This window comes from Streptomyces odontotermitis (genome assembly GCF_050510915.1).
Classification (GTDB): domain Bacteria; phylum Actinomycetota; class Actinomycetes; order Streptomycetales; family Streptomycetaceae; genus Streptomyces.
In genome coordinates this window covers 14,782-41,766 of the sequence record NZ_JBNJLS010000025.1, presented here as the reverse complement: position 1 = coordinate 41,766, position 26,985 = coordinate 14,782, and the positions used below count along the sequence as shown (strand labels likewise).

29 protein-coding genes are annotated in these 26,985 nt (G+C 72.2%); 10 read left to right on the top strand and 19 right to left on the bottom strand.

All coding sequences use genetic code 11. From position 1 onward, the window contains the following. The first annotated feature begins 88 nt into the window (after positions 1–88). Positions 89–2,209 (top strand): PhoX family protein, encoded by a 2,121-nt coding sequence (locus tag ACQB60_RS40045; protein WP_496931021.1) that lies wholly within the window; start codon positions 89–91, stop codon positions 2,207–2,209. Positions 2,210–2,324: 115 nt separating this feature from the next. Here the strand turns inward: ACQB60_RS40045 and ACQB60_RS40040 are convergent, their stop codons facing one another. Together ACQB60_RS40040 and ACQB60_RS40035 are read right to left on the bottom strand one after the other, a co-directional pair. Then, positions 2,325–3,494, bottom strand: coding sequence for a hypothetical protein (locus ACQB60_RS40040; protein WP_496931020.1), 1,170 nt, complete (start codon positions 3,492–3,494; stop codon positions 2,325–2,327). A 234-nt stretch (positions 3,495–3,728) separates the two neighbouring features. After that, complete coding sequence (locus tag ACQB60_RS40035; RefSeq protein ID WP_496931019.1) at positions 3,729–4,706, bottom strand: LysR family transcriptional regulator; 978 nt, start codon at positions 4,704–4,706, stop codon at positions 3,729–3,731. 233 nt (positions 4,707–4,939) lie between these two features. On the opposite strand from ACQB60_RS40035, the gene snpA reads away from it, so the two are divergent. Further along, positions 4,940–5,611, top strand: coding sequence for a snapalysin (snpA, locus tag ACQB60_RS40030; protein ID WP_496931018.1), 672 nt, complete (start codon positions 4,940–4,942; stop codon positions 5,609–5,611). A gap of 21 nt (positions 5,612–5,632) precedes the next feature. Here snpA and ACQB60_RS40025 read toward each other — a convergent pair whose 3' ends face one another. From ACQB60_RS40025 to ACQB60_RS40015, 3 genes are read right to left on the bottom strand one after another with little or no spacing between them, the layout of a single operon-like run. After that, positions 5,633–7,597, bottom strand: coding sequence for an FUSC family protein (locus ACQB60_RS40025; RefSeq protein ID WP_496931017.1), 1,965 nt, complete (start codon positions 7,595–7,597; stop codon positions 5,633–5,635). Between the two features lie 38 nt (positions 7,598–7,635). Then, a complete protein-coding gene (locus ACQB60_RS40020; RefSeq protein ID WP_496931016.1) occupies positions 7,636–8,667 on the bottom strand; it encodes an endonuclease/exonuclease/phosphatase family protein in 1,032 nt (343 codons plus the stop codon). A 53-nt stretch (positions 8,668–8,720) separates the two neighbouring features. Continuing rightward, positions 8,721–9,629 carry a hypothetical protein gene (locus tag ACQB60_RS40015; protein ID WP_496931089.1) on the bottom strand — a complete coding sequence of 303 codons (909 nt, stop codon included), beginning with the start codon at positions 9,627–9,629 and terminating at the stop codon, positions 8,721–8,723. 126 nt (positions 9,630–9,755) lie between these two features. Between ACQB60_RS40015 and ACQB60_RS40010 the strand changes: the two genes are divergently transcribed. Both ACQB60_RS40010 and ACQB60_RS40005 read left to right on the top strand, forming a co-directional pair. Then, the gene (locus ACQB60_RS40010) at positions 9,756–10,178 is read left to right on the top strand and encodes an SH3 domain-containing protein (protein ID WP_496931015.1); all 423 of its coding nucleotides are present in this window, start codon (positions 9,756–9,758) and stop codon (positions 10,176–10,178) included. A gap of 1 nt (position 10,179) precedes the next feature. Further along, the gene (locus ACQB60_RS40005; protein WP_496931014.1) at positions 10,180–10,569 is read left to right on the top strand and encodes a hypothetical protein; all 390 of its coding nucleotides are present in this window, start codon (positions 10,180–10,182) and stop codon (positions 10,567–10,569) included. A gap of 9 nt (positions 10,570–10,578) precedes the next feature. Here ACQB60_RS40005 and ACQB60_RS40000 read toward each other — a convergent pair whose 3' ends face one another. The 3 genes from ACQB60_RS40000 to ACQB60_RS39990 are packed head-to-tail and all read right to left on the bottom strand — an operon-like array spanning position 10,579 to position 13,679. Continuing rightward, a complete protein-coding gene (locus ACQB60_RS40000; RefSeq protein ID WP_496931013.1) occupies positions 10,579–11,037 on the bottom strand; it encodes a hemerythrin domain-containing protein in 459 nt (152 codons plus the stop codon). A gap of 54 nt (positions 11,038–11,091) precedes the next feature. After that, positions 11,092–12,408 carry an MFS transporter gene (locus ACQB60_RS39995; RefSeq protein WP_496931012.1) on the bottom strand — a complete coding sequence of 439 codons (1,317 nt, stop codon included), beginning with the start codon at positions 12,406–12,408 and terminating at the stop codon, positions 11,092–11,094. After that, positions 12,405–13,679, bottom strand: coding sequence for an SGNH/GDSL hydrolase family protein (locus ACQB60_RS39990; RefSeq protein ID WP_496931011.1), 1,275 nt, complete (start codon positions 13,677–13,679; stop codon positions 12,405–12,407). The genes ACQB60_RS39995 and ACQB60_RS39990 overlap by 4 nt, the downstream gene beginning before the upstream one ends. 259 nt (positions 13,680–13,938) lie before the next feature. Here ACQB60_RS39990 and ACQB60_RS39985 point away from each other — a divergent pair, with 259 nt between their 5' ends. Beyond that, on the top strand, positions 13,939–14,847 hold the full coding sequence (locus ACQB60_RS39985; protein ID WP_496931010.1) for a LysR family transcriptional regulator: 909 nt from the start codon (positions 13,939–13,941) through the stop codon (positions 14,845–14,847). A 118-nt stretch (positions 14,848–14,965) separates the two neighbouring features. Here the strand turns inward: ACQB60_RS39985 and ACQB60_RS39980 are convergent, their stop codons facing one another. From ACQB60_RS39980 to ACQB60_RS39970, 3 genes are read right to left on the bottom strand one after another with little or no spacing between them, the layout of a single operon-like run. Further along, positions 14,966–16,243, bottom strand: a complete 1,278-nt coding sequence (locus ACQB60_RS39980) for an ion channel protein (RefSeq protein WP_496931009.1) — start codon at positions 16,241–16,243, stop codon at positions 14,966–14,968. A 5-nt stretch (positions 16,244–16,248) separates the two neighbouring features. Continuing rightward, entirely contained in the window at positions 16,249–16,680 is a 432-nt protein-coding gene (locus tag ACQB60_RS39975; protein WP_496931008.1) for a DUF7144 family membrane protein, read from the bottom strand. 49 nt (positions 16,681–16,729) lie between these two features. Then, entirely contained in the window at positions 16,730–17,110 is a 381-nt protein-coding gene (locus ACQB60_RS39970; RefSeq protein ID WP_496931088.1) for an ATP-binding protein, read from the bottom strand. 138 nt (positions 17,111–17,248) lie between these two features. On the opposite strand from ACQB60_RS39970, the gene ACQB60_RS39965 reads away from it, so the two are divergent. Next, the gene (locus tag ACQB60_RS39965; RefSeq protein WP_496931007.1) at positions 17,249–18,097 is read left to right on the top strand and encodes a helix-turn-helix domain-containing protein; all 849 of its coding nucleotides are present in this window, start codon (positions 17,249–17,251) and stop codon (positions 18,095–18,097) included. After that, positions 18,057–18,338, top strand: a complete 282-nt coding sequence (locus ACQB60_RS39960) for a DUF397 domain-containing protein (RefSeq protein WP_496931006.1) — start codon at positions 18,057–18,059, stop codon at positions 18,336–18,338. The genes ACQB60_RS39965 and ACQB60_RS39960 overlap by 41 nt, the downstream gene beginning before the upstream one ends. Before the next feature lie 439 nt (positions 18,339–18,777). Here ACQB60_RS39960 and ACQB60_RS39955 read toward each other — a convergent pair whose 3' ends face one another. The 4 genes from ACQB60_RS39955 to ACQB60_RS39940 are packed head-to-tail and all read right to left on the bottom strand — an operon-like array spanning position 18,778 to position 20,875. After that, positions 18,778–19,569: an SDR family NAD(P)-dependent oxidoreductase gene (locus tag ACQB60_RS39955; protein ID WP_496931005.1), complete on the bottom strand. Its 792-nt coding sequence runs from the start codon at positions 19,567–19,569 to the stop codon at positions 18,778–18,780. Beyond that, positions 19,562–20,098 (bottom strand): cupin domain-containing protein, encoded by a 537-nt coding sequence (locus ACQB60_RS39950; protein WP_496931004.1) that lies wholly within the window; start codon positions 20,096–20,098, stop codon positions 19,562–19,564. Before ACQB60_RS39950 ends, ACQB60_RS39955 begins: the two co-directional genes overlap by 8 nt. Next, positions 20,073–20,711: a disulfide bond formation protein B gene (locus ACQB60_RS39945; protein ID WP_496931003.1), complete on the bottom strand. Its 639-nt coding sequence runs from the start codon at positions 20,709–20,711 to the stop codon at positions 20,073–20,075. The genes ACQB60_RS39950 and ACQB60_RS39945 overlap by 26 nt, the downstream gene beginning before the upstream one ends. Continuing rightward, complete coding sequence (locus ACQB60_RS39940) at positions 20,711–20,875, bottom strand: DUF5993 family protein (protein ID WP_496931002.1); 165 nt, start codon at positions 20,873–20,875, stop codon at positions 20,711–20,713. The genes ACQB60_RS39945 and ACQB60_RS39940 overlap by 1 nt, the downstream gene beginning before the upstream one ends. 188 nt (positions 20,876–21,063) lie before the next feature. Between ACQB60_RS39940 and ACQB60_RS39935 the strand changes: the two genes are divergently transcribed. Further along, positions 21,064–21,549: an SLAC1 family transporter gene (locus ACQB60_RS39935; protein ID WP_496931001.1), complete on the top strand. Its 486-nt coding sequence runs from the start codon at positions 21,064–21,066 to the stop codon at positions 21,547–21,549. Here the strand turns inward: ACQB60_RS39935 and ACQB60_RS39930 are convergent. Beyond that, positions 21,488–22,258, bottom strand: coding sequence for a sensor domain-containing protein (locus tag ACQB60_RS39930; RefSeq protein WP_496931000.1), 771 nt, complete (start codon positions 22,256–22,258; stop codon positions 21,488–21,490). The genes ACQB60_RS39935 and ACQB60_RS39930 overlap by 62 nt on opposite strands. Positions 22,259–22,379: 121 nt before the next feature. Continuing rightward, positions 22,380–23,420 (bottom strand): rod shape-determining protein, encoded by a 1,041-nt coding sequence (locus tag ACQB60_RS39925; protein WP_496930999.1) that lies wholly within the window; start codon positions 23,418–23,420, stop codon positions 22,380–22,382. A gap of 149 nt (positions 23,421–23,569) precedes the next feature. On the opposite strand from ACQB60_RS39925, the gene ACQB60_RS39920 reads away from it, so the two are divergent. Beyond that, the gene (locus ACQB60_RS39920; RefSeq protein ID WP_496930998.1) at positions 23,570–24,223 is read left to right on the top strand and encodes a CatB-related O-acetyltransferase; all 654 of its coding nucleotides are present in this window, start codon (positions 23,570–23,572) and stop codon (positions 24,221–24,223) included. Between the two features lie 19 nt (positions 24,224–24,242). Here the strand turns inward: ACQB60_RS39920 and ACQB60_RS39915 are convergent, their stop codons facing one another. Beyond that, positions 24,243–25,355, bottom strand: a complete 1,113-nt coding sequence (locus ACQB60_RS39915; protein ID WP_496931087.1) for a cobalt-precorrin-5B (C(1))-methyltransferase — start codon at positions 25,353–25,355, stop codon at positions 24,243–24,245. 165 nt (positions 25,356–25,520) lie between these two features. Here ACQB60_RS39915 and ACQB60_RS39910 point away from each other — a divergent pair, with 165 nt between their 5' ends. Next, positions 25,521–26,318: a cobalt-precorrin-6A reductase gene (locus ACQB60_RS39910; RefSeq protein WP_496930997.1), complete on the top strand. Its 798-nt coding sequence runs from the start codon at positions 25,521–25,523 to the stop codon at positions 26,316–26,318. Here ACQB60_RS39910 and ACQB60_RS39905 read toward each other — a convergent pair. Next, positions 26,290–26,964, bottom strand: a complete 675-nt coding sequence (locus ACQB60_RS39905; protein ID WP_496931086.1) for a precorrin-8X methylmutase — start codon at positions 26,962–26,964, stop codon at positions 26,290–26,292. The two genes, ACQB60_RS39910 and ACQB60_RS39905, sit on opposite strands and share 29 nt — an antisense overlap. Positions 26,965–26,985: the final 21 nt, after the last annotated feature.

Sequence of the window (26,985 nt, the reverse complement as noted above, 5' to 3'; positions counted from 1 at the left end):
CCGGTGGCCGCCGCGCTGCTGACAGTCGCCCCTACCGTCACGGCGGAAACAGGCCACTCGTAAGCACCCGCAAGCACCAGGAGGAAGCGTGCGCAAGCTGCTGCCGATCATCACCTCGCACCCGGGGAGCGGCGGCCGTTCCGCCCTGACCTGCCGGTTCCGTTGCGGGGACGCCTGCTTTCACGAGGTGCCCAACACCAGTGACAACGAGTACGTGGGTGACGTGATCGCGGGGGCACTCAGCCGTCGTGCCGTGATGCGCGGCGCCGCCGTCATGACCGTCGCCACCGCCGCCGCCGGCAGTGTCGTGCTGGGGACGGGGGCTTCCGACGCCCACGCAGCCGACGCCCACGCAGCCGAGGCCCAGCAGGGCGCTGGAGCCTCCGCCGGAGCGGCGCGCGGCAAGAGCGCCCGCGGACTGCGCTTCGCGCCCGTCGCGCCCAACACCCGTGACGCCGTCACCGTCCCCGACGGGTACGAGCAGAACGTCGTCGTCCGGTGGGGCGAGCCCATCCTGCGCGGTGCGCCCGCCTTCGATCCCGAGAAGCAGACCGCCAAGGCCCAGGCGGGGCAGTTCGGTTACAACAATGACTTCCTGAGCCTGCTGCCGTTGCGGCGTGAGCGGCATCGCCAGGTGCTCGTCGCCAACCACGAGTACACCGACGAGGTGCTGATGTTCCGGGGGTACGACCCCGAGAACCCCACCCGTGAGCAGGTGGAAGTCGCCTGGGCCGCTCATGGGCTGTCCGTTGTGGTGGTGGAGGAAGAGCGGCGGCGGGGGGCGCTCTCCCTCGTGCCCCGGCACCAGCTCAACCGGCGGCTCACCGCCACCTCCCCCTTCCGGCTCGCCGGACCGGTCGCGGGCAGCGAGCTCGTGCGGACGAAGGCCGATCCGCGCGGCACCACCGTCCTCGGCACCCTCAACAACTGCTCGGGCGGCACCACCCCTTGGGGCACGACGCTGCACGGCGAGGAGAACTTCAACCAGTACTTCGCGGGCGCCGAGACCGTCACCGATCCCGTCGCCGCCGCCCGGCTCAAGCGGTACGGGGTCGTCGGGGGCGCCTCCGAGCGGAAGTGGGAGCGGTTCGACGACCGCTTCGACCTGGCCAAGGAGCCCAACGAGGCCAACCGGTTCGGCTGGGTCGTCGAACTCGACCCGTACGACCCGGAGTCGACGCCGCGCAAGCGCACCGCCCTCGGCCGCTTCAAGCACGAGGCCGCGCAGCCCCGGCTGACCGACGACGGGCGTCCCGTCGTCTACATGGGCGACGACGAGAAGTTCGACTACTTCTACAAGTTCGTCAGCAGCAAGCGGATGGCCAAGGGCAACTCCCGCGCCGCGCACGAGCACAACCTCACGCTGCTCGACGAAGGCACCCTCTACGTCGCCAAGCTGACCGGTGACTCGCCGGTGAGCGAGATCGACGGGAAGGGAACCCTGCCGTCCGACGGGGAGTTCGACGGGAGCGGGACCTGGATCCCGCTCGCCACCGCCGGGCCCGGCGGCAAGGCCGTCTCGCACGTCGAGGGCATGACCGCCGAGGAGGTGTACGTCTTCACGCGCCTCGCCGGGGACAAGGCCGGCGCCACGAAGATGGACCGGCCCGAGGACATCGAGCCCTCGCCGCACTCCGGCAAGGTCTACGTCGCCCTCACCAACAACTCCGACCGCGGCAAGGCCGGGAAGGCGGGGGCGGACGAGGCCAACCCCCGCAACCTCAACAAGCACGGGCAGATTCTTGAGCTGACGGAGCGGGGGAATCGCGCCGAGTCCACCGGCTTCGCGTGGTCGCTCTTCCTCGTCGCCGGTGACCCGAACGACCCCGCCACCTACTTCGCGGGCTTCCCCAAGGACCGGGTCAGCCCCATCTCCTGCCCGGACAACGTCGCCTTCGACCCGTACGGGAATCTCTGGATCTCGACCGACGGCAATCAACTCGGCTCGCACGACGGGCTGTTCGGGGTCGCGACCCGTGGGGAGCGGCGCGGTGAGCTGAAGCAGTTCCTCACCATGCCGACCGGTGCCGAGACCTGCGGTCCGCTCGTGCAGGACCGGCGCGTCCTCGTCTCGGTGCAGCACCCGGGCGAGGTCGACGGCGCCTCCGTCGAGAAGCCCGCGAGCGTCTGGCCCGACGGCGCCGGGAAGCTCACCCGGCCCTCGGTGGTGTCGGTGTGGCGGCGCGACGGCCGCGACATCGGCGTCTGACCCGTAAGCGCGCATACGGCGATGGGGCACCCCGGCCCAGGGGGTGCCCCATCTCTTTCCGTATGAGCGGCCGCTCAGCTACTCATAGGTCTCAGACGCTCAGACGCTCAGACGCTCAGCCGTTCTGCTGGCGACGGCGGTAGAGCGCGAAGCCCAGGCCGGCCGCACCGGCAGCCGCCAGGCCGCCGCCCGCGGCGAGCAGCGGGGCGTCGTCGGAGGTGTTGCTGACGCCGTCGGCACCGGCCTTGACGCCGCCGCGCGGGATGACCGTGTGGTCGTTCTTGTTGCCGTTCGGCTTCGGGGCGGGCTTGCCGTCCATCCAGCCCTTCATCGTGCCGTCCGGGTAGAGGACGAAGTGGGCGCCGTTGTGCTGGCCGTAGGCGGCCTTGTTGCCGGACTGCTTGATCGTGTCCCAGACGATCTTCTTGCCGGACGCCGGGTCCTTGGCGATCATGTCGGCCTCGTAGCCGCCCTTGACCTTGTAGACCTTGGCGTCGAAGCCGGAGCCGCCGAGGTTCTTGTACTCGCGGGCGAAGGTGCGCTCAGGCGTCGGCTTCGGCGGGGTCGGCTTGCCCGACATGGTCAGGTTGCCGCTCGCGGTCAGCGTGAAGGTGCGGCCGTCGATCTTCGTGCTGGCGTCGTCGATGTACGCCTTCAGGTGCCCCTTGACGGCCTTCTGCTGGTAGATCTCCGCCTTGGCGGTGCGCGCGGAGGCGTTGACGTCGACCTTCGCGGACCAGCCGTTGCCCAGGTCCTTCATGGTGGAGGTCCAGCCGCCGGGCTTCGGCGGGGTGACGTCGCCGCCGGTCTTGGTGACCGTGCCGTCGGCGCTCAGCGTGAAGGTGGCGCCGTCGATCTTGGTGCTCGCGGACTTGCCCTCGGTGGCCTTCAGGGAGCCCTTGATGGCCTTGTTGAGGGAGATCTCCGCCTTGGCGCTGCGCGTCGAGGGCTGTACGTCGACCTTCGCGGACCAGCCGCCGCCGAGGTCGGTGGTGCCCTTGGACTCCCAGCCGCCGACGACCGGCTTGTCCTTGTCCTTGTCGGGCTTGGTCTGGTCGTCCGGCTTCGTGTGGTCGTCCGGCTTGGTGTTGTCGTCGGGCTTGGCGTTGTCGTCACCGCCGGGCTTGACGTTGTTGTCCGTCCTGTCGGTCTGGTCACCGGTGGCGACCTGGCCGTGCGGGGCCGGGGCCTCCGACGCGAAGGCGGCGGTGGTGGGGACGGCGAGAGCGGCGATCGCGCCGGTGGCGATGGCTGCGGTGCGGAAGGTGCGACGGGTGGCGCGCATAGCGGTGACTTCCCTCTGACTGTTCGTGCTGTCTGTCCGTGTTTGTGCCCCTTTGCGGCGGCGACAGGAATGAAGTTACGAGTGCCATGTGTGCGTCGTCCGTCGGGAATGTAACAACCACCCACAGACGGTGGCGCAGTACCGTAAATCGGCCATAAGTGCAGGTCAGGGGGTGTTTCGCTGAAGGTCCCGGGTTTCTCGGGACCTAGTGCCCGGGCCGCCCGGCACGGCCTGTCACGCCACCGTCACGTCGCCCTCGCGCGGCCGCGCCACCGGCACCGGCACCCGGCCGTGCCCCAGCCACTCCCTGTAGGCGGGCGCCTCCATCGCGGCCTCCCAGTAGGACTCCTCCAGCTCCCCGTACACCGCGTCCAGCTCCTCCTCCGTGCGCGCCGCGAGCAGCAGCCGCACGCCGAGCGGGTCGCCGTGCAGGGGGCGGACCGCCATGCCGTCGCGGGGCAGCGAGGTGGGCTGGCAGAGGGTGACCACCTCGCCGGTCGCGACGAGGGACGACGCGGTGAGGTAATCCCCCTGCAGGATCTGGGGGTTGAGCCCGGCGCCGGTCAGCATGCGGCGCAGGCCGTCCCACTCCCCGTCCACCGTCGGGTCCACCATCCAGCGCTCACCGGCCAGTTCGGACAGGCGTATCACCGGCCGCGCCGTCGCCGGGTGGCTCGCCGCGACCGAGACGAACTGCGGCTCCCGCTCCAGCAGGACCCGCCGCCGCACCCCGTCCTGCGGCCGCAGCGGGCAGCCCTCCACCTCGTGCACGAACGCCACGTCGAGCTGGCCCACGGCCACCATGCGCAGCAGCGCGTTCGCGGACACGTCCATCTGGAGCGAGGTCTCCGTGCCCGGCAGCAGGACGCGCAGCCGGCGCAGCCAGCCCGGCAGGGCGCGGCTGGCGGTGGAGCCGATGCGCAGCCGCGGGCCCTCGGCGGCGCGCGCGGCGGCCGCCTTCGTCTCGGTGACGAGGGCCCGCATCTCGGTGACGAGGGGGCGGGCCCGCAGCAGCACGCTCCGGCCGAGCGGGGTCGGGCGGCAGCCGGTGCGGCCGCGGGCGAAGAGCTCGCCGCCGAGTGAGTTCTCGATGCGCCGCAGCTGGGTCGTCAACGACGGCTGGCTCATGCCGAGTTGGCGAGCCGCCTTGTGCAGGCTTCCGGTGTCGGCGATGGCGCACAGCGCGCGGAGGTGTCTCACCTCGAGCTCCATGGACGCGAGCGTAGAGCGCCCGCAGCGGTCACACCAGACGCCCAAATCCCAATGGAACCGCCATACTTGGTCCACTTCCGGCGCGGGATGTGTTCTCCGGTGATAAGTCCGTGCCCGCGGGTGATAGGTCCGCCCTATTACCAACTGCCATCATTCCCAGGCGCCCCACGTTCCCCGAAACTCAACGGCACCGAACCGTTCACCTTTCATCGAACGAGTAGGGAGCCCCCCACATGCACAAGCGTTACCTGTCCGTCGCGGCCGTCATCGGCCTCGCCGCAGCCGGACTCGGCACCACGTCGGCGACGGCCGCGACGGCCACCTCCCCCACAGGCTCGTCCGCGAACTCGACCGCCGCGTACGCGAAGTACGCGGGCTCGGCCGAGAACGCCAAGGCCAACAAGGCGTTCTTCGAGGCCGTCCTGAAGTCGGTCGCGGAGAAGCGCGCCGCCAACCCGGGCGCGAAGTCCGTCACCGTCACCTATGACGCCTCGGGCGCGCCGACCTTCGCCCAGCAGATAGCCAACAGCACGTCCATCTGGAACGGCGCCGTCTCGAACGTGAAGCTCCAGGAGTCCAGCGGCGGCGGCGACTTCGAGTACAGAGAGGGCAACGACCCGCAGGGCTCGTACGCCTCCACCGACGGCCACGGCCACGGCTACATCTTCCTGGACTACGCGCAGAACCAGGAGTACGACTCCACCCGCGTCACCGCCCACGAGACCGGCCACGTCCTCGGCCTCCCCGACCACTACGAGGGCCCGTGCAGCGAGCTGATGTCGGGCGGCGGGCCCGGCCCGTCGTGCACCAACTCGCAGCCGGACGCGAACGAGCGGGCGCAGGTGGACCAGCTGTGGGCCAATGGCCTCGCCAAGGCGCTGGGCAAGCTCAACAAGGTGCACTGACCCCGTAGTTGACCAGTCGCCTCACCGGGGCGGCGTGGGCGAGGTGATCGCCCGCGCCGCCCCCACCTCTTGCCGCAGCGGCTCCAGGACGCTGTCCTGCGGTCCGCTGAACTCGATGGGGACCGGCACGAGGATCTCCGCCTCCCGCAGCCCCTGTGCCAACTCGCGCAGCTGGCGCACGACTTCGGCGATCTCGTCCGCCCCCGGCTGCGGCGCCCCGTGCCGGATGCGGACGCGGGCGGCCGTCGTGGCGTCCACGATGCGCTCGACGGCGACGACGAGGGGCCACCAGGCGGCGGCGCGGGTGCCGGTGGGCGGGGGTTCGGTGAGGGCGCGCTGGAACTCCGTACGGATGACGGACAGGTCGCGGTAGAGGCGGCGGCGCATCCGGGCGCGGGCGGCGGCCGGCGACTCGCCCTGCTCGCCGAAGGCGCACTCCACATAGCGCGCGGTGTCCGTGACGGCGTTCGCGAGCCGGTCCCCGACCCGGGCCCGCCAGCTCTCCGGCCACAGCAGATAGCCCGCGACCAGCGAGATCCCGCAGCCGATGAGGCTGTCCCACAGGCGCGGGGCGACCAGGCCGATGCCCTGGTGGTTGAGGATGTCGGACAGGACGAGGATGACCGGCGTGATGGCGGCCGTCTGATAGCCGTAGCCGCGCGGGGTGAGCGCCGGGATGAGCGGCGCGAGCAGCATGATCACGGGCACGTCCCACCAGCCGCGCGGCACCGCCCCGAGCACCGCCACCGCGAGCACGAGCCCCGCCGCCGTGCCGAGCGCGCGCATGACGGCCCGCGAGAACACCGAGCCGAAGTCCGGCTTCAGGACGAACGTGACGGTGAGCGCGACCCAGTACGAGCGGTCCACCTCGATCAGCGAGACCAGGGCCTGGGCGATGCCGATGCACAGGGCGAGGCGGAGCCCGTAGCGCCAGGAGGCGCCGGACAGCAGGACGTTGCGGGCGGCGCGGCGGGCGCGGACCCGCAGGGCGGCCGGGCGGCCGAGGCGGTCGTCGGTGTCGATGACCGCGAGGGGGTCGGGGTCGCTGAGGGTCTCGGCGGCGTGGCGCACGGCGAAGTCGACGGCGCGGGCGGCGGGTGCGGCATCGGGGTCGCACTCGGGGAGGCCGACGGAAGTGACGGCCCGGGCCCCGCCCCCAGCCACCTGGTCGGCCAGCTCCCGCACCGCCTCGGGGAGCTCCTTCGGCAGGGGGGTGCCGCCCTGGTGGGCGGCGGGGGCGGCCTCCACGATGGGGGTGACCGCGTTCAACCCGGCGACCAGGCGCACCAGTTCGGGGCTGCGCCCGTGGTCGCGGGCGCGACGCGCGAGCACCAGGTCGTACGACTGGTTGAGGGAGACCGTGACGGCGGCGCGGGCGTCGTCGTACGCGTCCGTGCCCGCGGCCTCCAGGAGCGCCGCCACGCTCCGGTACGTCCCCGCGACCGCCGCCCGCTCCGGCACCCCCGACCGCAGCGGCCACGCGAGCAGCGCGAGGACGAGGACGAGGAGCCCGCCCCCGGTCATGAGCAGCGGAGCCAGCCACCACTGCCCCGGCATCGGAAGCCCCGCCCCCACCACGGAGTTGAGCAGGAGCAGCAGCCCCGACACGGAGGCGACCGCCCCGATCGTCGACATCATCCCGGAGACCAGCGCGATGGCGGTCACCACGGCGACGGCCACCCACCCGTGCCCGAACACCAGCGAGCCCAGGGTCACGCCGAGCGCGCCGAAGAGCTGCGGCACGGCGATGTTGAAGATCCGCATCCGGTACGCGTCGGCGGTGTCGCCGATGACGCCGGACAGCGCACCCATGGAGGCGAGCGCGCCGTACGCGGGGTTCCCGAGGGCGATGCCGAGCGCGACGGGCAGGGCCATGGCGACGGCGGCGCGCGCGACGGCCGCCCAAGGAATGGGCGCGGGCTGCGGCTTCAGGCTCCTGACCAGCCAGTCGGGGGGCGCGAGGGGCTTCAGGAACGGGTGGGACATGGGGCCATTATCAGCCGTGCCCCACCCGTGCCCCTCGCTCAGCCGTTCCCACGGTGCAGTGTGAGGTCCAGGACAAGAGCCCGGTGATCCGTGTTCCCGATCTCCAGGAACCGGGCGTCGCGCGCCGCGAAGTCCTTCGTCGCGAGGACGTGGTCGATCTGCGCCCCCAGCGGGGAGGGCAGGTCGGCCGGCCAGCTGGGCGAGCGCGACGAGCCGGCGAGGCGGGAGCCGTCCCGCACCCCCGCGTCCAGGACGCCGCGGAACGCCGCGTGGTCCTGCGTCGCGTTGAAGTCCCCGGCGACGATCGTCGAGCGGCCCCCGCCCGACTCCACGTACTCCCGCAGCGCGCCCAGCTCCTTGCGCCACACGCCCAGGTCGCCCGGTGTCGGCGGCATCGGGTGCGCCAGCTGCAGCCGCACCTTCTCGCCCTTCACGTCGGCCACCGCCCCCGGCATGCCCAGCGTGCCCGGCACCCCCGCCGCCTTCGTCAGCGGCACCTTCGACAGGATCACCGAGCCCTCGGCGCCGCTCGCCTCCACGGCGCTCCGGTACGGGTACACGCCCGGCTCGAACGCCTTCTTCAGCTTCCGGTCGCAGCCGAAGTCGCACTCCTCCACGAACAGGAGGTCGGGCCGCTCCTTCTTCACCGCCTTGATCAACCCGTCCGTGCCGCGCCCGAATTCGACGTTGGACGTCATCACGCGCAGCTCCGCGAAGGGCTTCCCGGGGGCGTCGTCGGCCTTGCCGTACGGCTCCATGTACCAGGCGAGGCCGCCGAGCACGACGACCGCCCACAGCAGCCCGGTCCGCCACCGCGCGAGCCCCGCGCACAGCAGCCCGAGCGCGGCGGGTGCGAGCAGCCACGGCAGGAACGCGAGGAGCTGCGGCACCGGCGTGATCCCGTCCACGTCAGCGATGCGGCAGCCCAGGACGACGCTGGTACCGAGGAGCAGCAGCCCCGCGAGCCACGCGGAGGGCCGCCGCCACAGGGACGGCCGCCGGTACGGGAGGAGGTCGCCCGGCCCCTCGTCCGGCTCGCGCACGGGCGCCGTCGCCGTCACGCCGTCCACACAGGGCCCCTTCTGCTGTCCACGGCGGGCCCCTCCTGGTCGGCTGTCGGCTGCTACTCGACGGGCACCCGGCCGTCGGCCGACCGGTTGTGGCCCCCATCCTTCCTCAGAGACGAAGGACGCCGACGGGTGGTTGCCAGGCGTCCCCACAGCCAGTTCCCGAGCGCCACCGCGAGGCCCACCCCGATGAGCACCCAGGACGCGGTGCGCAGCGAGTCCGTCAGGGCGTCGTAGACCGCGCCCGCCGCCGCCTTCGACACGTCGGGCGGCAGGTCGTCGAGGGTCGTGCCGCGCCCCACGGCGAGGGCGATCGCGAGGGCCCCGGCGCCGAGCGCGGCGCCCAGGGCGGTGGCCGTGACCGCGCGGCGGCGGTGCACGGCCAGGAGGATGCCGCCGACGCCGAGGACGACGGCGGCCGCCGGGAGCCAGAGGCCCGCCACCTGAAGCATGTGGAATCCCTTCCGCAGCTCGCCGAGGTCCTGCGACTTCATGACGGTGACCTGCGTGTGCTGGACGGGGATGCGCTGGGCGAACGGCGTTCCGTCCTCGACGAGCTGCTTCTTCACCTGCTCGGTGATGGGGGCGAGGTCGATGGTGACCTCGCTGTCGGACTCGTTGTTGAGGGCGTCCTGCACGGCGTCGTGGGCGGCCCGGTTCGCCGCGTTCCACGCCGTCTGGAAGGCCGCCGTCTCCGTGAAGGACTGCACCGCTTCCCGTACGAAGGTCTCGACGGTGCCCTGGAGAGGGCCCACGTCGATGTCCTTCATCACCGAGTCCGTGACCGCGTCGGCCACCGCCCCCTGCACATCGCTGTCGGAGGCGAGCGGCGCCATCGTCGCGACGTACCGGTCGGTGTCCTCGATCTCCAGCTTCGCCCAGGTGGACAGGGCGCCGAGCGGCACGAGCAGACAGGCGAGGACGAGGAGGACGGCGGACAGGGCACTTCGGGCTTTGCGGGGCAGCGGCACGTCTCCCAGGCAAGGCCCCGGGCCGCCCGTCCGCGAGCGGGCAGGCGCACACGGGGGAGCTCTCCGGTGGAGCACTCGGCCGTACGGGTGTTTCCTGGAGCTGGGGAGAGGAGGCCGATCATGCGAACCACTCCGGCCCTGACCACCCTCGCCGCCGCGCTCCTGGCCGGCGGCGCCCTCACCGTCGCGGCCGCGCCCACAGCGTCCGCCACGGCTCCTGCGAACAACGACGGCGTCGTCTGGGGCACCGTCGTCTCCGCCTCCGACCTGAACGTCCGCGACCAGCCCAGCACGGGCGGCGCGATCGTCGCGACCCTGCCGTCCGGCAGCCAGGACCGCGTGGAGTGCGCGACGCGTGGCTCCAGCGTGTGGGGAAACCCGTACTGGTACTGGCTGGGCGGCGCCCGCGGCTGGGTGAGCGCGGCCTACGTCGACACGGCGGGCCGCGGAGTCCCCGACTGCGGCGGCAACGGCGGCTCCGGCCCCTGCCACCAGTGGCACGACAACTGCAACGACCCCTGCCCCGTCTGGAAGGACCGCTGACATGGCACACGCCGCTCCCACCGCACCGGCCTCGTCCGGACCGCTCTCCAGGACGTCCGGGCTCGCTCTCGCAGCCGTGCTCCTGGGCGCCGTCTACGGCATCTGGGCGTCCGGTATCCACCGTGACGCGGGCCCCATCACGGGCATGAACGTCCTGTTCGGCTTCGTGACGGGCATCGCCTTCGCCGCGATCTGGTACGGCCTGCGCGCAGTCTCCCCCCGCCTGCCGCGCGAGCTGCGCGCGGTGAGCTGGACGGTCTTCACGGGCCTGTCGTTCGGCTTCCTGTACAGCCTCACGGGCGCGACGGTGCTGCGGTCGACGATCATGGCGCTCGCGGTGGCGGTGCCGGTGGGCCTGGCGCTGTTCTACCGCTACTACACGACGGAGTGACCACCTCGGCTAGGAGGCGCCGGGGTGGGCCTCCCGCCAGGCCGCCATCGACCGGTTCCAGTCCGGGCCGTCGAGGGCGGTGAGCGAGGCGGGGAAGAGCCCGTCCTCCTCCTTGGCGATGTGGTGGTGCAGCTCGTCGATGGCCTCCTTCAACCGCCGTACGTCGGCGGGCTCGGTCAGGTCCAGGGCGGGCAACAGCTCGGCGAGCTCGCGGTGTTCGCCGACGAGGGCCTCGATGTACCCCTCGTACTCGGGGTCCTCGCGCATGACCGCGAAGAGCCCGTTCTCCTCGCCCCGCCAGTGCGCGTCGAGCTCGCGGGCCATGGTGTGGACGAGTTCCCCGGCCCGCGCGTGGTCCCCCTCGTCGAGGGCGCGCACCGCGTCCCCGGCCGCGTTGGTGACCTTCTCGTGCTCCGCGATGAACTCCTTGATCAGCGGAATCTCACGGCAACCGCAGTAGTGGCACATGGCTTCGTTCTAAGCCATGCGCCACTACGTGCGGACGATCGCCGCGCCGCGCTGTTATGTCTGCGAGTGCGTCGTGGCTGGTCGCGCAGTTCCCCGCGCCCCTGTAGGGCCCCGTCGCAGCAACAGCCAGGTCAGCACCGAACCGGCAAGCACCAAGCCCGAGTTGACCAGCACCGCCGTGGTCACCCCAGAAACCACCGAGCCCTGCGCAGCGACCACCGCACTCATCACCGGAATCCCCAACGTGATCCCCGCCTGCTGGGTCATCGTCGCGAGCCCCGTGGCCAGCCTCTGCTCATGATCGGGAAGCCCCGACGTCGCCGTGGCCGTGAAGCCCACGAGGGGCGTGCGCACCGTCCCGTACCGCCCGACCACCCGCCCGCCCAGCGTCCCGCCGAGCATGGTGCCGAGCCCGAGCACTCCGAAGGCCAGCCCCGTCGCGAGCGGCGAGCAGCCGAGGACTTCCTGGAGGTACAGGGTCAGCAGGAACACCAGCGACGTCTCGGTGGCGAAGGCCACGAGCCCGGCCACGTTGCCCCACACGACGCCGCGGCGCCGCATGATCCGTACGGGTACCAGGGGTGCCACCGCCCGCTGCTCGACGAACCAGAACCCGACGAGCAACACCACCCCAACACCGCCGCCCACCAGGGCAATGGGGTCGGTCCAGCCCTCCGCCCCCGCCCGCGTCAGCCCGTACACCAGGGCCAGCAGGCCCCCCGTCACGGTCACCGCGCCCGGCACGTCGAGCCGGTGCCTGCACACGATCTTCGAGTCACGGATGACGGACGGCGCGAGAGCGACGACGGCGGCGGCGACCGGCACGTTCACGAGGAACGCCCACCGCCACGACAGCAGGTCGGTCAGCAGCCCGCCCAGCACGGCGCCCGCCGTGAACCCCGCCGACATCAGGGCGCCGTTGAGCCCCAGCGCCCGCTCCCGCAGCGGCCCTTCGCGGAAGGACGTCGTCAGCAGGGCGAGCCCCGCCGGGGCGACGGCGGCCGTGGCGAGACCTTGGAGGACGCGGGCGACGATCAGCACCTCGGGCGCCGTGGCGAGCCCGCCGAGCAGCGACGACAGGCCCAGCACCGCCATCCCGCCGACGAAGAGCCGCTTGCGGCCGAAGAGGTCGGCGACCCGCCCGAAGAAGAGCGTGAACCCGGCGGCGGCCAGCGCGAACGACGTCGCGATCCACGGCAACTGCCCCAGCGGAAAGCCGAGTCCGGCGCCCACGACGGGCAGCGCCACGTTCAGGATGGAGAAGTCCACGGCGACCATGAACTGCGCGCCCAGGAGCAGCGTGAGGACGAGCTTCTGGCGGCCGGTCATCGAAGGCGCGCGTGGCACTGCCGGGGCAGCCGTCGTGGTCATCCAAGGTTCCCGAGGTCGACCGCGCGCGCCATCGCCGCGTAGCCCGCGTCGTTCGGGTGCAGGTGGTCGCCGCTGTCGTACGCGGGACGGATCCGCTCGGGGTCCGCGGGGTCGGCCAGCGCCTTGTCGAAGTCGGCGTACCCGTCGTACTCGCCGGAAGTGCGCACCCACGTGTTGAAGGCGTCGCTGACCGCCGCCGCGTGCTTGCCGTAGTGGTCGGAGCCGCCGAGCGGCAGCAGGGTGGCCCCGACGATCCGCTTGCCCTCCGCGTGCGCCTCGCGGATCAACTTCCGGTGTCCGTTGATGAGTTCGCGGGCGGACACGACGGGAGCGGGCTTGTAGGTGGGCTTGTCGGTCTCGCTGAAGCCGATGTCGTTGAGCCCTTCGAGGACGACGATCGTGGAGACGCCCGGCAGGTCGAGCGCGTCCCGGCGGAAGCGGGTGGAGCTCTTGTCGCCGTACCAGGCCGAGTCGTTGAGGACCATGTTGCCGCCGATGCCCTCGTTGACGACGGGGCGTGGTGTGCCCGCCTTGGCGAGGCGTTCGGCGAGCGCGTCGGACCAGCGGCGGTTGAGGTCGGTGGAGGAGGCGAACCCGTCGGTGATGGAGTCACCGAAGAGTGCGATTCCCTTGCCTTCGTGCTCTCTTGGGCCGCCCGTCACGTCCACGCCCGACAGGTAGTACCAGGACTCCGTCGACTCCTTGAACGCCCCGCCGCCGGTGTCCCGGACGTGGTCGCCGTCCGCGCGGTAGCTCGTGGCGAAGGACTGGGCATGGAAGGTGGCGGGCCCGGTGGTCCCCTTCAGATGCAGCGTGACGGTCACCGACTCGAAGGGCTTCAGGTCCAACTCGGCGGCATCACTGGAGAGTTGGCCGTACGCGGGGATGGCCACCGAAGGCTTTCCGCCAAAGGTGAGCCGCCGCACCGATCCGTCCTCGACGGCGGCACCCTTCGTTCCCTCGGTGCGGGCGACGGTCGCGCCTGCGATGTGCAGGGGCGAGGGCCCGTACGCGTTGGAGAGCCGGATGCGGGCCCGGTCGCCGCCCGCCGTGACGCGGACGACCTGGCGCAGGGTCTGTCCCGAGAAGCCGGACTCCGACCAGTTCGCCTTGAATCCGGTGCTCGGGCGCTGCGGGGCCGCGGCCCAGGCGGCGTTCCAACTGTCGTTGCTGTGGGATTCGTTGTCGGCCTGCGCGGCGGTGACGGCGAGGCCCGCAGTGAGGGCGAGCGCGGCGGTGGCGACGAGGGTCTTGCGGGCGAGAGAAGGCATGGGGGTCTCCAGGGAGTGAGGGAAGGGGAGTTGCTCGGCCGTGCTCGGCCGTGCTTGGCCGTGCTCGGTCGTGCTCGGTCGTGCTTCGTCGTCCGTGAACCGGACGACTCAAAGATCCGCCGACGCCACTTCCCGATCAACGGCGAAGCGTGAAACGATCGACGCGATATCGCTTATCGATGCAGGTCAGAGGCGCTTCGTAGGGCTACTCGTAGGGCTACTCGTAGGGCTCGTAGGGCTATTCGTAGGGGGAGCGGCCGTGGAGCGGCATGAGCTGGAGACCTTTCTGACGCTCGCCGAGGAGCTGCACTTCGGGCGCACCGCCGAGCGGCTGCTCCTCTCCCAGGCGCGCGTCAGCCAGACCGTGAAGAAGCTGGAGCGCAAGATCGGCGCCCCGCTCTTCGAGCGGACCAGCCGGGTGGTGCGGATGTCGCCGCTCGGGCGGCAGTTGTACGAGGACGTGGCGCCGCTGCACGCGCAGATGGAGCAGGCCCTGGCGCGCGCGAAGGACGCGGCGCGGGGCGTCGAGGGCGAGCTGAAGGTCGGCTTCCTCGGCTCGGGCGCGGGCTCGCTGACCACCGCCATCCTGGCGACGTTCAAGGAGCGCTGCCCGCGCTGCGAGGTGCGGATGCGCGAGACGCAGTTCCAGGACCCGCTGGGCGCCCTGCGCGGCGGCGAGGTCGACGTCCTCTTCACCTGCCTGCCGGTGGCGGAGCCCGACCTCACCGTCGGCCCGGTCGTCATCAACGAGCCCCGCGTCCTCGCCATGCCGCTCGGCCACCCCCTCGCGGGCCGCACCTCGGTCTCCCTGGAGGAGCTGGCCGGGGAGACCTTCTTCGGCGTCGTGAACAGCGCGCCCGCCTACTGGTGGGACTTCCACGTGCCGCCGCGCACCCCGAGCGGCCGGGAGATCCACCGGGGCCAGGCGGTCTCCACCTTCCAGGAGCTGATGACGCTCATCGCGACGGGCCAGGGGATCTCACCGGTCATCGCCTCCGTCGAGACGTACTACTCACGGCCCGACGTGACATTCGTGCCGATCCACGACATTCCGAAGGCGGACGTCGCGCTGATCTGGCGGACGGCGGGCACCAACTCCCGCGCGGAGGCGTTCATCCGCGCGGTCGAGGACACGGTTACGGCCAATGGCGGTCCCGCCGCGTTCTAGGGAGTGCGGGCGCGGGCAGGAACCGTGTCCAGCGTCCTGGCCCCGCGCCCCCGGGGCCAGGATGCGTCCCGTTACCGCCCTGACGTTCTCCTTACCGCCCTGACGTTCTCCGCAGCCTTCACCTCTCGGGGGCCAGCTGCATCTCCGGCCGCCCCGTCACCAGCAGCCACGCGGGCAGCGCCGCCACGCACAGCAGCGGCAGCAGGTCCAGGTCGAGGACGACGGTCGCCGCCGTGAACAGCGACAGCCAGCCCTGCCGGGTGGTGGCGAGCAGCAGCCCGAGGACGGCGCAGCTGACGGCGAGCGCGGGCTGTACGGAGTCCACGAGGGCGTGCGCGCACAGGCCGAGCGCCGTCCCGGCGAACACGGCGGGGAAGATCCGGCCGCCCCGGAATCCGGCGCACGACGCGACGGTCAGCGCCACCAGCTTCACCACGCCGAGCAGCAGCAGGTTCCCCGCCCCGCGCCCGCCCGCGTCCGCCGTCAGCTCCTTCATCTCCTCCAGCCCCTTGAACAGGGTGAGTTGACCGCCGAGTGCCCCCAGCGCGCCGAGCACGACCCCGCCCACGGTCAGCATCAGCACCGGGTGCGGCAGGGCATGGAAGACCCGGTGCAGATACGGGAAGACGGCGACGGCCCCGAGTCCCGCGAGGGCGGCGAGCGGGCTGATCACCAGCGCCGCGGCCCCGTCCGCCCAGTGCGGGCCCCGGAAGTCCGGCAGGTCCACGGAGAACGCCGGGTGCGCCACGAGCACGGTGGTGAGGGCGCCCGCGCCCGCGGCGACGAGGGGGGCGAACAGCCGGTCCCACAGGGGTTGTTGACCGGCTCCGTGGTCGGGTGCGCCGCCGCCGCTCAGCGACTCCGAGAGCACGAGGGCCGCCGCAACCGGCGTCCCGAACAGCGCCCCGATCGTCCCGGCCGCCGCGAGCCCCGCCCACGCCGCGCCCGGCACCCGGGGCAGCGCCCGCACGCCGAGCCCGTACGCGAGGGCGATGTTGATGGCCGTGATCGGGTTCTCCGGGCCGAGGCTCACTCCGCCCGCGAGCCCGACGAGCGCGGTCAGCGCGATGCCGGGCAGCACGCGCAGCGGCAGCGGCGGGTCGACGAGGCCGGTCGTCGCCGGGTCGGGCCCGCCGTGCCCCGGCACCTTCCACACGAGGAGCCCGACGGCCAGTCCGGCGGCCGTGAGCACCGCGAAGGTCCACCCGGCAGAGGTCCCGTCCACGCCCGCCCAGCCCGGCACGGAGTCCCAGAGCAGGTCCTGCAGCCGGTCCGCGACGGCGGAGAGGGCGAGCAGCACGAGACTGCTCCCGACGCCGATGAGCAGCGCCGGGAGCACGGTCGGGAGCAGGGCGCGGGCCTGGGCAGGGGCCTGGGCCGTCCCTCCTCTGGTCATGCGTGTCAGCTGGTGGCCGACCCGGTGGACGACCGGTCGTGGCACAGCGACCAGATCACGAAGATCCCGATGGCGATGGAGATGAGGCCCCACAGCGGCTGGTACGGCAGCCACACGAAGTACACGACGATCGCGAGGGCCGCGAGCGCGATGCCGGTGGCCCGCGCCCACTCGGCGCCCTTGAGGATGCCCCAGCCGGTCACCGCGACCAGGATCCCGAGGATCAGGTGGATCCAGCCCCAGGTGCTGAGGTTGAACTTGTAGACGTAGTCGCCGAGGCGCGTGTACACGTCGTCCTTGGCGATCCCGGCGATGCCTTCGAGGATGCCGAGGATGCCGTTGACCAGCATCAGGACACCCGCGAAGACGGTGCCTCCGGTGGCCCAGCCACTCTCCGTGTTCCCGCCCTTGCCCGCGTTCTCTTCCGTGTTGCTCATGTTCCGACCCTGTGAGCGGCGCGTGCGTGCGGCTACCCGGGTGGGCCGTTCAGGTGTCGTGGTCGCGGTCGCACTCGAACCAGATGGTCTTGCCGTTGCCTCCCGGGAGGGGCCGCACCTCCCAGCGGTCGGTCACCGCGTCGACGAGGAGCAGCCCGCGACCGCCTTCGGCGAGACCGTCGGGGTACGGGGGTTCCTCGGGCGGGAGGTCCGCGTTCCCGTCCGCGACCTCCACGCGCACTCCCTGCTTGCGCCGCTGGATGAGCACCGTGCAGCGCCGGTCCGGCACATGGCGTACGACGTTGGCGACCAGCTCGGTGAGCGCGAGGGCTGCCGGGTCGGCGAGCGGGTCCATGCCCCAACTCGTGAGGTAGCTGCGGAGGATGAGGCGCAGGTGCCGGGCCGAGTGTTCACTGACAGTGAGGCTCATCCGGTAGGCGTCGCCAACTCCGGGGTCCAAGAGGTGAGTTGCGTGATTCACGTCACCAGACTGGAGCGGTTTGATTACGCTGGGCTACGTCTAGAGAGCAACGCTGTGGAGCGTTGCCGGCTGGGGGTGGCCGTTCCCATGGTGCGCATCAATGAACTGGACCCCAGCGCGTCGCCGCTGGACTACTACGGCTCGGAGCTGCGCCGCTTGAGAGAGGCGGCGGGCCTCAAGCAGGGGCAGTTGGGCGAGTGCATCTTCTGTACGGGTTCCCTGGTCGGACAGATCGAGACGGCGAAGAAGGTGCCGACGCGGGACTTCTCCGAGCGGGTGGACGCGGCGCTGGGGACGGACGGGGTGTTCTCGCGGTTGGTGGGGCTGGTGTTGCGGAGCCAGTTGCCGAGCTGGTTCCAGGCGTATGCGGAGATGGAGGCGAGGGCGACGTTCATCTCCACGTACCAGTGCCAGCTCGTGTACGGGCTTCTCCAGACGGAGGAGTACGCACGGGCGGTGCTCGGTGTGGAGCACAAGGACCGGCTCGACGAACTGGTGGCGGCGCGCCTGGAGCGTCAGCGGATCCTCGGCCGGGACACTCCACCGGCACTGTTGGTCGTTGTCGACGAGGCGGTGCTGCACCGAGAGGTGGGCGGCCGTGCTGTCATGCGGGACCAACTCGGCCGCTTGTTGGACTTCCGCGACAGCCCTTGGCTGCACCTCCAGGTGCTGCCGTTCTCGGTGGGTCAACACGCTGCTGTTATGGGCTCGTTCACCCTCCTGCGCTTCAACGACGACCCTGACCTGTTCTACTCGGAGAGCTATGACTCCGGACACATGACTGCCAATCCGCAAGTGATCAGGGAGCGTTCGCTCGGTTACGCTCGCCTGCAAGGCGCGGCCCTCTCGCGGGAGGAGTCAGCCACGCTGATCACTCGCGTGATGGAGGAACGCTATGGGGACCAGTCGGGAACTGACGAGCGCTCGGTGGCGTAAGTCGTCCTACAGCGGGAGCAGCGGCGGCGAGTGCATCGAATGCGCACCCCTCAACGGAGTTGAGTGGCGGAAGTCGTCGCACAGCGGCGGCACCGGGGGCGACTGCCTAGAAGCGGCCCAAGCCCCTTGCAAAGGCACCGTTGCGGTTCGCGACAGCAAGAACCCGGGGGGACCCACCTTCTCCGTCGCGCCCCACGCCTTCGTGGCCTTCGTGACCGCCGCATCCCAGGGAACCGTCTAGCAGCAAACGGCGCGATCCGGCCCCGCGGGCGTACGAAGAGGCGTCGGATCGCGTCGACTAAGGCGCGCTCCGACGCCACCGCTCGAACACCGGTTTGCCCCCACCCGCCCCGGCCAACCGCCTGCGCACACCGTCCCGTACGCGGCGTGAACTTCCCGTTTCGCAGGGTGAATTGAGCCACTCAGTCACCGGAGCTACACAATCCGTTACCACTCCGCATAGCCTTCCTGAGTGTCACGGAGCGAGTGGTTCGGGCGGCCACTGCTCTTGGTGTCCGGTCCGTACGCCGCGTCGTTCTCCACTGCCGGAGCGACGCGGTGGACCGGACACCGTCTGGGGGAGAGGGGAGGGAGGCCGCACCGTTTCAGGAGCGGTGCGGCCTTCTGCCTTCCAGGAGGGGGGCGGCGGACAAGTGGGGGCGCGGGACCGGTAGTTGGGGCTACCAGGTGGGGCGCGCACCCACTCCGCCGTCCACCACCAGATCCGTTCCCGTGATCCAGGACGCCGCGTCGGAGGCGAGGAACACGCAGGCAGAGCCCACGTCTTCGGGGCGGCCGAGGCGGGTGAGGGGCGCGGCGGCGGTCCAGCGGGCGACGCCCTCGGGCCAGGCGTCGGCGAGGCCGGGCCGGTCGATGAGGCCGGGCGAGACGCTGTTGACGCGGATGCCGAGGGGCCCGTACTCCAGGGCGGCGGAGCGGGCGAACATGATCAGGGCGGCCTTCGAGGCGCTGTAGTGGGCGTGCCCGGCGGCCGGGTGGGAGCCTTCGATGGAGGCGATGTGGGTGACGGACCCGCCCCCTTCCTGGTCCCGCATCCACCCCGTGGCCGCCTGCGTACAGCAGAACGCACTGTGCACGTTGGCCTCGTTGACCTCACGCCACTCGGCAGCCGTCATGCCGGAGAGGTCCTGAACCGGCTGTACGCCCGCGTTGTTGACGAGTGAATCGAGCCGCCCGCGCCAGGCGTGGGCCTCCTCGACGAGGTGGTGGCAGTCGGTCTCGTCGGTGAGGTCGGCCGGGACGGCGAGGGCGTCCCCGCCGTGATCCGTGATGCGCTTCACGAGCTCCCGGGCTGCCGTCTCGCCCCGGTGGAAGTGGACGACGACGGCCGCCCCCGCCTGGGCGAACCGCCAGGCGATCCCGGCCCCGAGGAGACCGCTGGCGCCGGTGACGAGGGCGACCCGCCCCGACAGCCGGGGCAACGCCTCGTCCCGCAACAAGTCATCAGACATGCCCCCCATCCTCCTCCCCCTCTTCCATGCTCAACGGCGCACCTGGGCGGCACAGTTCACGAATGACCCCGGCCCGCCCCGGATACCGCGCGGCCAGCACGTCGGCGTCCCCACCCTCGTAATCCCGCTCCATGAACCCCGGCGCCATCGTCGTCCCGACCAGCGACCAGTCCCCGCCCGCCGCGACCCGCGCCCCCATCCAGGTCCCGGCGGGGACGACGAACTGCACGACATCCAGCCCCAGTCGGACGAGGCGGTCCGTGCCGTCCGGCGCGAGCAGCACCAGCTCCAGCGGGTCCCCCCGGTAGAAGTGCCAGACCTCGTCGATGGGGAGCCGGTGGAGGGCGGAGAAGTCGTCGGGGGCGGAGGTCAGGAGGACGAGGATCGCGGAGCCCGCGGGCCGCCCGTCGGGGCCGGGCGGCCCCGCCCACGTACGGCGGAACCGGCCGCCCTCCACGGGCAGCGGTTCGAGCCCGTAGTGAGCGGCAACGGCCTCCGGGCCGTCAGGACTTGAGGATGTGGACGTCATAGAAGAACTGGTACCGCGTCGGGTCGTCCGGCAGGAACCAGTGGAAGCCCTCCAGGAGGAACACCGCGACGAGGTTGACGGCGATGATGAGGGCGACGAAGCCGAACACCAGCCTCCCGACGGTGCGTTGGGGGCGGATCTGGATCTCACGGGCCGCCGTGACGTGGGCGAGTGACATGACGATGCCGACGGCGACGACGGACGCCATGAAGAGGATCCACGCCCACACGTACATGTGCAGGCCGAGCACCGGGGCTCCGTATCCCTTGTCGCCGGGCAGGATGTGCAGCATGGTCTGCCGCCAGGAGGCGAAGCCGCCCGCGATGCAGGCGACCAGGGCGAGACCCCAGCCGGCCATGTAGTCGCGCCCGGTGACGGTGCCGGTCATGCCCTTGCGGACGATGTGGAGGGCGCCGAGCGCGGCCAGCAGCATGAACATGCGCTGCACCATGCAGAGCGGGCACGGATAGTCCCAGCTGCCGAACTGCACGCCGAGCCCGGCACAGACGATGCCGGTCCAGCCGACGGCGAAGAGACAGGCGAACCAGTACTGCACCTGGCCGAGGAACCCCTCGGCGTCCCGCTCCGCGAGCGGCGCCGTGGTCGTGGTCATCAGTAGCTCAGCCCCAGCTTCAGGCTGCTCGTGATGTGGTGCGAGAGCAGCAGGATCGTGGCGAGGAGCACGATCCACCAGGCGGCGAGGACGAGAGTTCGAGAGCGCTGTCGATAGAGCGCGACGATCGTGGCCAGGAGGCCACAGAAGATGAGCGTGTCCATGGCCCCGGACCGTAGGAGTGCGGGCGTGCGCGGGCCGGGGACCGGGTGCCGGACGCGCGCTAAGTCCCACGGGAAGGGACAAGGGCCGTACGCCGGTTGGCGGTGCGGGGCGGCGGGCCGAGCCGCGGCTGCGCAGCCTGGTCGTATGACGAGCCCTGGCGCTCCGGCCGACCCCGAGGGTCTCGGCGGTGCTGCGAGCCCTGCCGGCCCCGGTGGTCCGGGCGGCCCTGCGGGTCCCGGTGGCCCTGCCAGCCCCGGTGGTCCGGGCGGCCCTGCGGGTCGCGCCGCTTCCGCCGACCCTGCGGGTCCTGGCGGCCCCGCAGCTCCTGGGTGCGCAGGTGGACGGGTCCGCGGTCTTCGGCGGGGGCGTCCACGACGCCCTGCGCACCGCCGTCCTCGTCGTCCTCTCCCTCGACCTCACCTGGTACGCGGTCCTGCTCTGCGCCGAACTGCGCCGGCCCCGCCCCCACTACGACGTGCGCCGCTGGGCCACCGTGTTCCCCATGGGAATGACGGCGGTGGCCACGCTCACCGTGGCCACCGCCGCCCAGGTTCCCTGGCTCACCCGGCCGGGACGGGTCCTGCTGTGGATCGCGCTCGCCGCCTGGCTGCTCACGCTCGCCGGTCTGCTGCGCCGAGCAGCCCGCGCACCGCGGCCCGGTCCACGCTCGTGAGGGCCCGCAGGAGCACCGGGGTCAGCAGGACGAGGGCGACGCCGACCAGCGAGACACCGGCGATCTGCCACGGCGACTCGATGTAGTACTCGTGGTGCGTGCCGCCCGACGTGGTGAAGTCGAAGACGCGGTAGCCGGGCCAGTCCAGGTAGTGCGGGAACACCCAGGCGTACGCGGGGAAGAGCGCGACCACCCAGCCGGTCACGAAGAACGTCACCGCGAGCACGAAGCTCGCCACCCGCCACGGGAACATGACCACCTGGAACACGAGAGCCTTCCAGCCCGCCGCGTCCGCGACCCGCGCCCGCACCGCACCCCACGCGCCCGCGCCCTCCGGCACCGCGACGGGCGCGGGCGCCGCCACGTCCAGGCCGAGCGCGCCCCGGGCCCGCCCGCGCTCGGCGGCCCCGAGCCCGCGGGCCCCGGCGAGCATCGCGGCGAACACCGGCAGGCCCAGCAGCGTCACGAGGAGTCCCGCGCCGAGCGAGAACAGCGTCACCGCGAAGGCGAACCCGACGATCGCGACCGGCAGCGAGCCGATGGCGTACCCGAGCTCGCGGAAGGTGACGGCGCTGAACGGGGCGCGCCAGAAGCTCCGCCGGGGAGCGGCCACGGAGGCCGAGTAGTCGATGGGGTAGTCGGTGGAGCGGGGAGTGGTGAGCGTCGTCGTCATGGCGGGCCTCTTCGTCTGCGTCTGCGTCGTCGGCATCGGTGGGGACGTTCCGTGCTGATGCCTCAACTCTCGCCGAGCAGACGGCCCGAGGGCATGGGGCGACCATGCCTCTTGGGGTGGTGCTAGGCCCCCTATACGGGGGACGGGCTGAGACCCGCTACACCGGGGACGGCATGAGGCCCGTCTCCTCTTCCTGCTCCGCCTCCGACTCCGGCTGCGCCGCCAGGCGGTGCGCGCCGATGACGCTCGCCGTCCCCTCCGGGTCGAGGAGGTGCACGGGCAGCCGCGTCTGCGCGCGGATGTGCTCCTCCAGGCCGGGCAGGAGCGCCCCGCGCCCGCACAGCAGGATCCCCCGGTCCAGGACGTCGTGGGCGAGCTCGGCGGGGCTGTCCGTCATCACGGCGCTGATCAGGTCGACGACCTCTTCGCGCAGCCGGAGCGTGAGCCCCGGCAGGTCGGCGGGGGCGAGCTCCTGGGCACGGGGCCAGCCGCCGGTGAGGTCCTTGCCGCGTACGGGCAGCGGCTCCATGGCCGAAGTGGCGTGCGCCAGGCGCAGTTTGGCGTCCTCGGCGGACTCGGCGCTGACCATGAGGCCGTACTCGAGGCGGAGGTGCTGGGCGAGGGCGGCGTTCACGCTCTCGCCGCCGTAGTCGGAGCTGCGGGCCGCCATCGTGTAGCCCATGGTCATCATGGCGGCGGAGGTGCGGTGGGTGCCCACGTCGACGACGAGGGCGCCGGAGGGTTCCTGTACGGGCAGGCCGAGGCCCACCACGTGGGAGAGGGACTTCGGTATGAGACGTATGCGGCGCAGGCCCGCCTCTTCGCAGAGCTCGGCGAGGGCGCTGCGCTGCAGGGGCGTCGCCCCGTCCGGCACGCACACCGCCGCCTCGCCGTCCTCCCCGGGACCCGGGGCACCGACGTCGGCCGCCGCGGCGCGCAGGGCGACCCGCAGCAGGCTCACGGCGGCGTGGGGGTGCGTCACGACGCCGCGCGCCACCGGCTGGATCACCTCCAGCTCGGCGGGCGCCCGGCCGCGAAGCCGCAGCGCGTCGGCGCCCCAGGCACACACCTTGCCCGCGTGGTCGAGGGCGACGATCGAGGGCGCGCACAGCACCGCGCCGCCCACCGGGCCCGTGCACAGACGCAGGGTGGAGCTCCCCAGGTCCAGTGCGAGGGTCTGCTGTCGTGTCCGTCGCATGGTCCGCCCTTCCCGCCGCCGATGCGCGCCGCGCGCTCTGCTCCTGACTCTCTCAGCAGGTCAGCGGGTGCGCGAACGCTGGCGGGCTCTCCTTAGGCCACCCGAAAACGGGTGCCGTGAGGGAGGCCGCGCGGGTAGCGTCCACGATCATGACGCCTGCGCACCCGCTCCCCGCCGACCCGACCGTCCTGCACCCGATGCCGGAGCAGCCCCGGGTGGTGCTCCTGAAGCCCCTCGTCACCTCACCGCTGATCGAGGTCGGCGAGTTCTCGTACTACGACGACCCGGACGACCCGACACAGTTCGAGACCCGCAACGTCCTCTACCACTACGGGCCCGAGAAGCTCGTCATCGGCAAGTTCTGCGCGCTCGGCGAGGGCGTCCGCTTCCTCATGAACGGCGCCAACCACCGCATGGACGGCCCCTCCACGTTCCCCTTCCCCATCATGGGCGGCTCCTGGTCCGACCACTTCGACCTGATCTCGGGCCTGCCGGGGCGCGGCGACACGGTGGTGGGTCATGACGTGTGGCTGGGGTACGGGACGCTGGTGATGCCGGGCGTACGGATCGGGCACGGGGCGGTGGTGGCGTCGGGCTCGGTGGTCGTGGACGACGTACCGGACTACGGGATCGTGGGCGGGAACCCGGCGCGGCTTATCCGGACGCGGTACAGCGAGGAGGAGGTGGCGCGGCTCCTCCAACTGGCGTGGTGGGACTGGCCGCTTGAGCACCTCACGGCGCACGTGCGGACGATCATGTCGGGCACCGTGGAGGAGTTGGAGGCGGCGGCTCCGAAGGGCTGAGCGCTCTGTCGGCCGTGCGTCATCCGCGGGCCGGTGGGGGCTGGTCGCGCAGTTCCCCGCGCCCCTTGGGGGCGCTGCGGCCCACCACCAGCCCCGCCCGGTCAATACAGATGACGTCGACCGCGACGGGCGCACCCCGCAACACTGCCAGGGCCTGGTCGCGAGCCTCCGCCGCGACCAAGTCACCCAGCGGAACCCCCGCCGCCAGACTCAACTGCAGCGCCGCAAGCCCCGTGTTGGCTCCCGCGACGCCCTCGCGGAGGGCCGCGTCCGCTCCCCCTGCGCGGGCCAGCTCCGCCAGGAACCCCTTGTCGACCTGCGACCTCCCCGAGTGGAGGTCCATGTGCCCCGCCGCCAGCTTCGACAGCTTGGCGAAGCCCCCGCAGAGCGTCAGCCGGTCCACCGGGTGCCGCCGCACGTACTTCAGGACGGCCCCCGCGAAGTCCCCCATGTCGAGGAGCGCGTCCTCCGGCAGCCCGTACTCGGCGACGACGGTCCTCTCCGACGTCGAGCCCGTGCACCCGGCGACATGGGTGTGCCCGGCGGCGCGCGCCACGTCGACGCCGCGCCGGATGGAGTCGATCCAGGCGGAGCACGAGTAGGGGACGACGACGCCGGTCGTGCCGAGGATCGAGAGCCCGCCGAGGATGCCGAGCCGCGGATTCCAGGTGGAGCGCGCGATCTCCTCGCCGTGATCGACGGAGACGGTGATCTCGACGTCGCCCGGGGCCCCGTACGCCTCGGCGACGCGCGCCACGTGGTCGCGCATCAGCTGCCGGGGCACGGGGTTGACGGCGGGTTCCCCGACGGGCAGCGGAAGGCCGGGCTTGGTGACGGTGCCGACGCCGGGCCCCGCGGCGAAGACGACCCCCGAACCGGCGGGGAGCGCCCGCACGGTGGCCCGTACGAGGGCGCCGTGCGTGACGTCCGGATCGTCCCCGGCGTCCTTCACCACCCCCGCCATCGCCCACTCGCCGTCCCTCAACTCCTCGGCGGCGAGCGCGAAGGAAGGGGTGTGCCCCTTGGGCAGCGTGACAGTCACCGGATCGGGGAACTCGCCGCTGAGCAGCGCGGTGTACGCCGCCGTGGCCGCGGCGGTCGCACAGGCCCCGGTCGTCCACCCGGCCCGCAACCCGGTGTGCTTGAGTTGACCACTCCGCCCACCGCCCGAGGCACCACCGGGCGTACCGCCGGGCGCACCGCCGGGGGCGCCGCCGGGCGTACCGCCGGGGGCGCCGACACCACCAGCACCACCAGCCCCACCTGCCGCACCACTCACGAGAGGACCCACCCCACCGTGCACGTCCTCATCCTCGGCGGCACCGCCGAGGCCCGGCGCCTCGCCGAGGTCCTGCACGCCGAAGCGCCCCCGGGCACCCGGGTCACGACCTCGCTCGCCGGTCGCGTCGCGGCGCCCCGGCGGCCACCGGGAGACGTCCGCGTCGGCGGTTTCGGCGGGGCCGAGGGGCTGGTGGGGTGGGTGCGCGAGCACCAGGTGGACGCGGTCATCGACGCCACACACCCTTTCGCGGGGACGATCAGTTTCTCGGCGGCGGCGGCCACCGCCACGGCCCATGTTCCCCTGCTCGCGCTCCGCAGGCCCGGCTGGGTCGCGGGCCCCGGCGACGACTGGCACCCGGTCGGCTCCCTCACCGAGGCCGCCGCCCTCCTGCCCGACCTCCTGCCCGACCTCCTCCCCGCCCTCCTGCCCCCGCTCGGCGCCCGCCGTGTCTTCCTCAGCACCGGCCGTCTCGGGCTCGCCGCCTTCGCCCCGCTCGGTGACGTCCACTTCGTCCTGCGGTCGGTGGAGCCGCCCGAGCCGCCCCACCCCCCGCACCTTCAAGTCGTCCTGGACCGGGGGCCGTTCACGCTCGACGGGGAGCGGGAGCTGCTGCGCACCCACCGCGTGGACGTCCTCGTGACCAAGGACAGCGGCGGCGCGGCCACCGCCCCCAAGCTGGCGGCGGCCCGGGAGGCGGGCATCCCGGTGGTGGTCGTGCGGCGGCCACCGGTCCCCGCAGGGGTTCCCGTGGCGGCCGACGTCGAGCAGGCCCTCGCCTGGCTCCTTACTCTTCCTCGCTCGCCAGCGCGTTGACCGCCGCTGCCGCCATCGCGCTGCCGCCCCTGCGCCCCCGTACGACGAGGAAGTCCAGGCCGAGGCGCTGCGCGGCCAGCGCGTCCTTGGACTCGGCGGCGCCGACGAAGCCGACCGGCACCCCGATGACGGCGGCGGGCCGCGGCGCCCCCTGCGCGACCAGTTCGAGGAGCCGGAAGAGGGCCGTCGGCGCGTTGCCCACCGCCACCACGGCACCTTCAAGACGGTCCCGCCACAGCTCCAGGGCGGCCGCGCTCCGTGTCGTGCCGAGCTTCGCCGCGAGGTCCGCCGTCGCCGGGTCGGAGAGCGTGCACAGCACCTCGTTGCCGGCGGGCAGCCGCCTGCGGGTCACCCCGCTCGCCACCATCTGGACGTCACAGAGGACCGGAGCCCCCGCCCGCAGCGCCGCCCGCGCACGGCTCACCACGTCCGGCGTGTACGCGAGGTCCCGTACGAGATCGACCATCCCGCAGGCGTGGATCATCCGGACCGCGACGCGGGAGACGTCCGCGGGCAGCCCCGCGAGGTCCGCCTCCGCGCGGATGGTGGCGAAGGACTGGCGGTAGATCTCCGCACCGTCCTTCTCGTACGCGTACGTCCCGTCCTTCTCGTACGCGTACGTCCCGGCCCCCTCGTACTCGTACATCCCGGCCCCCTCGTACTCGTG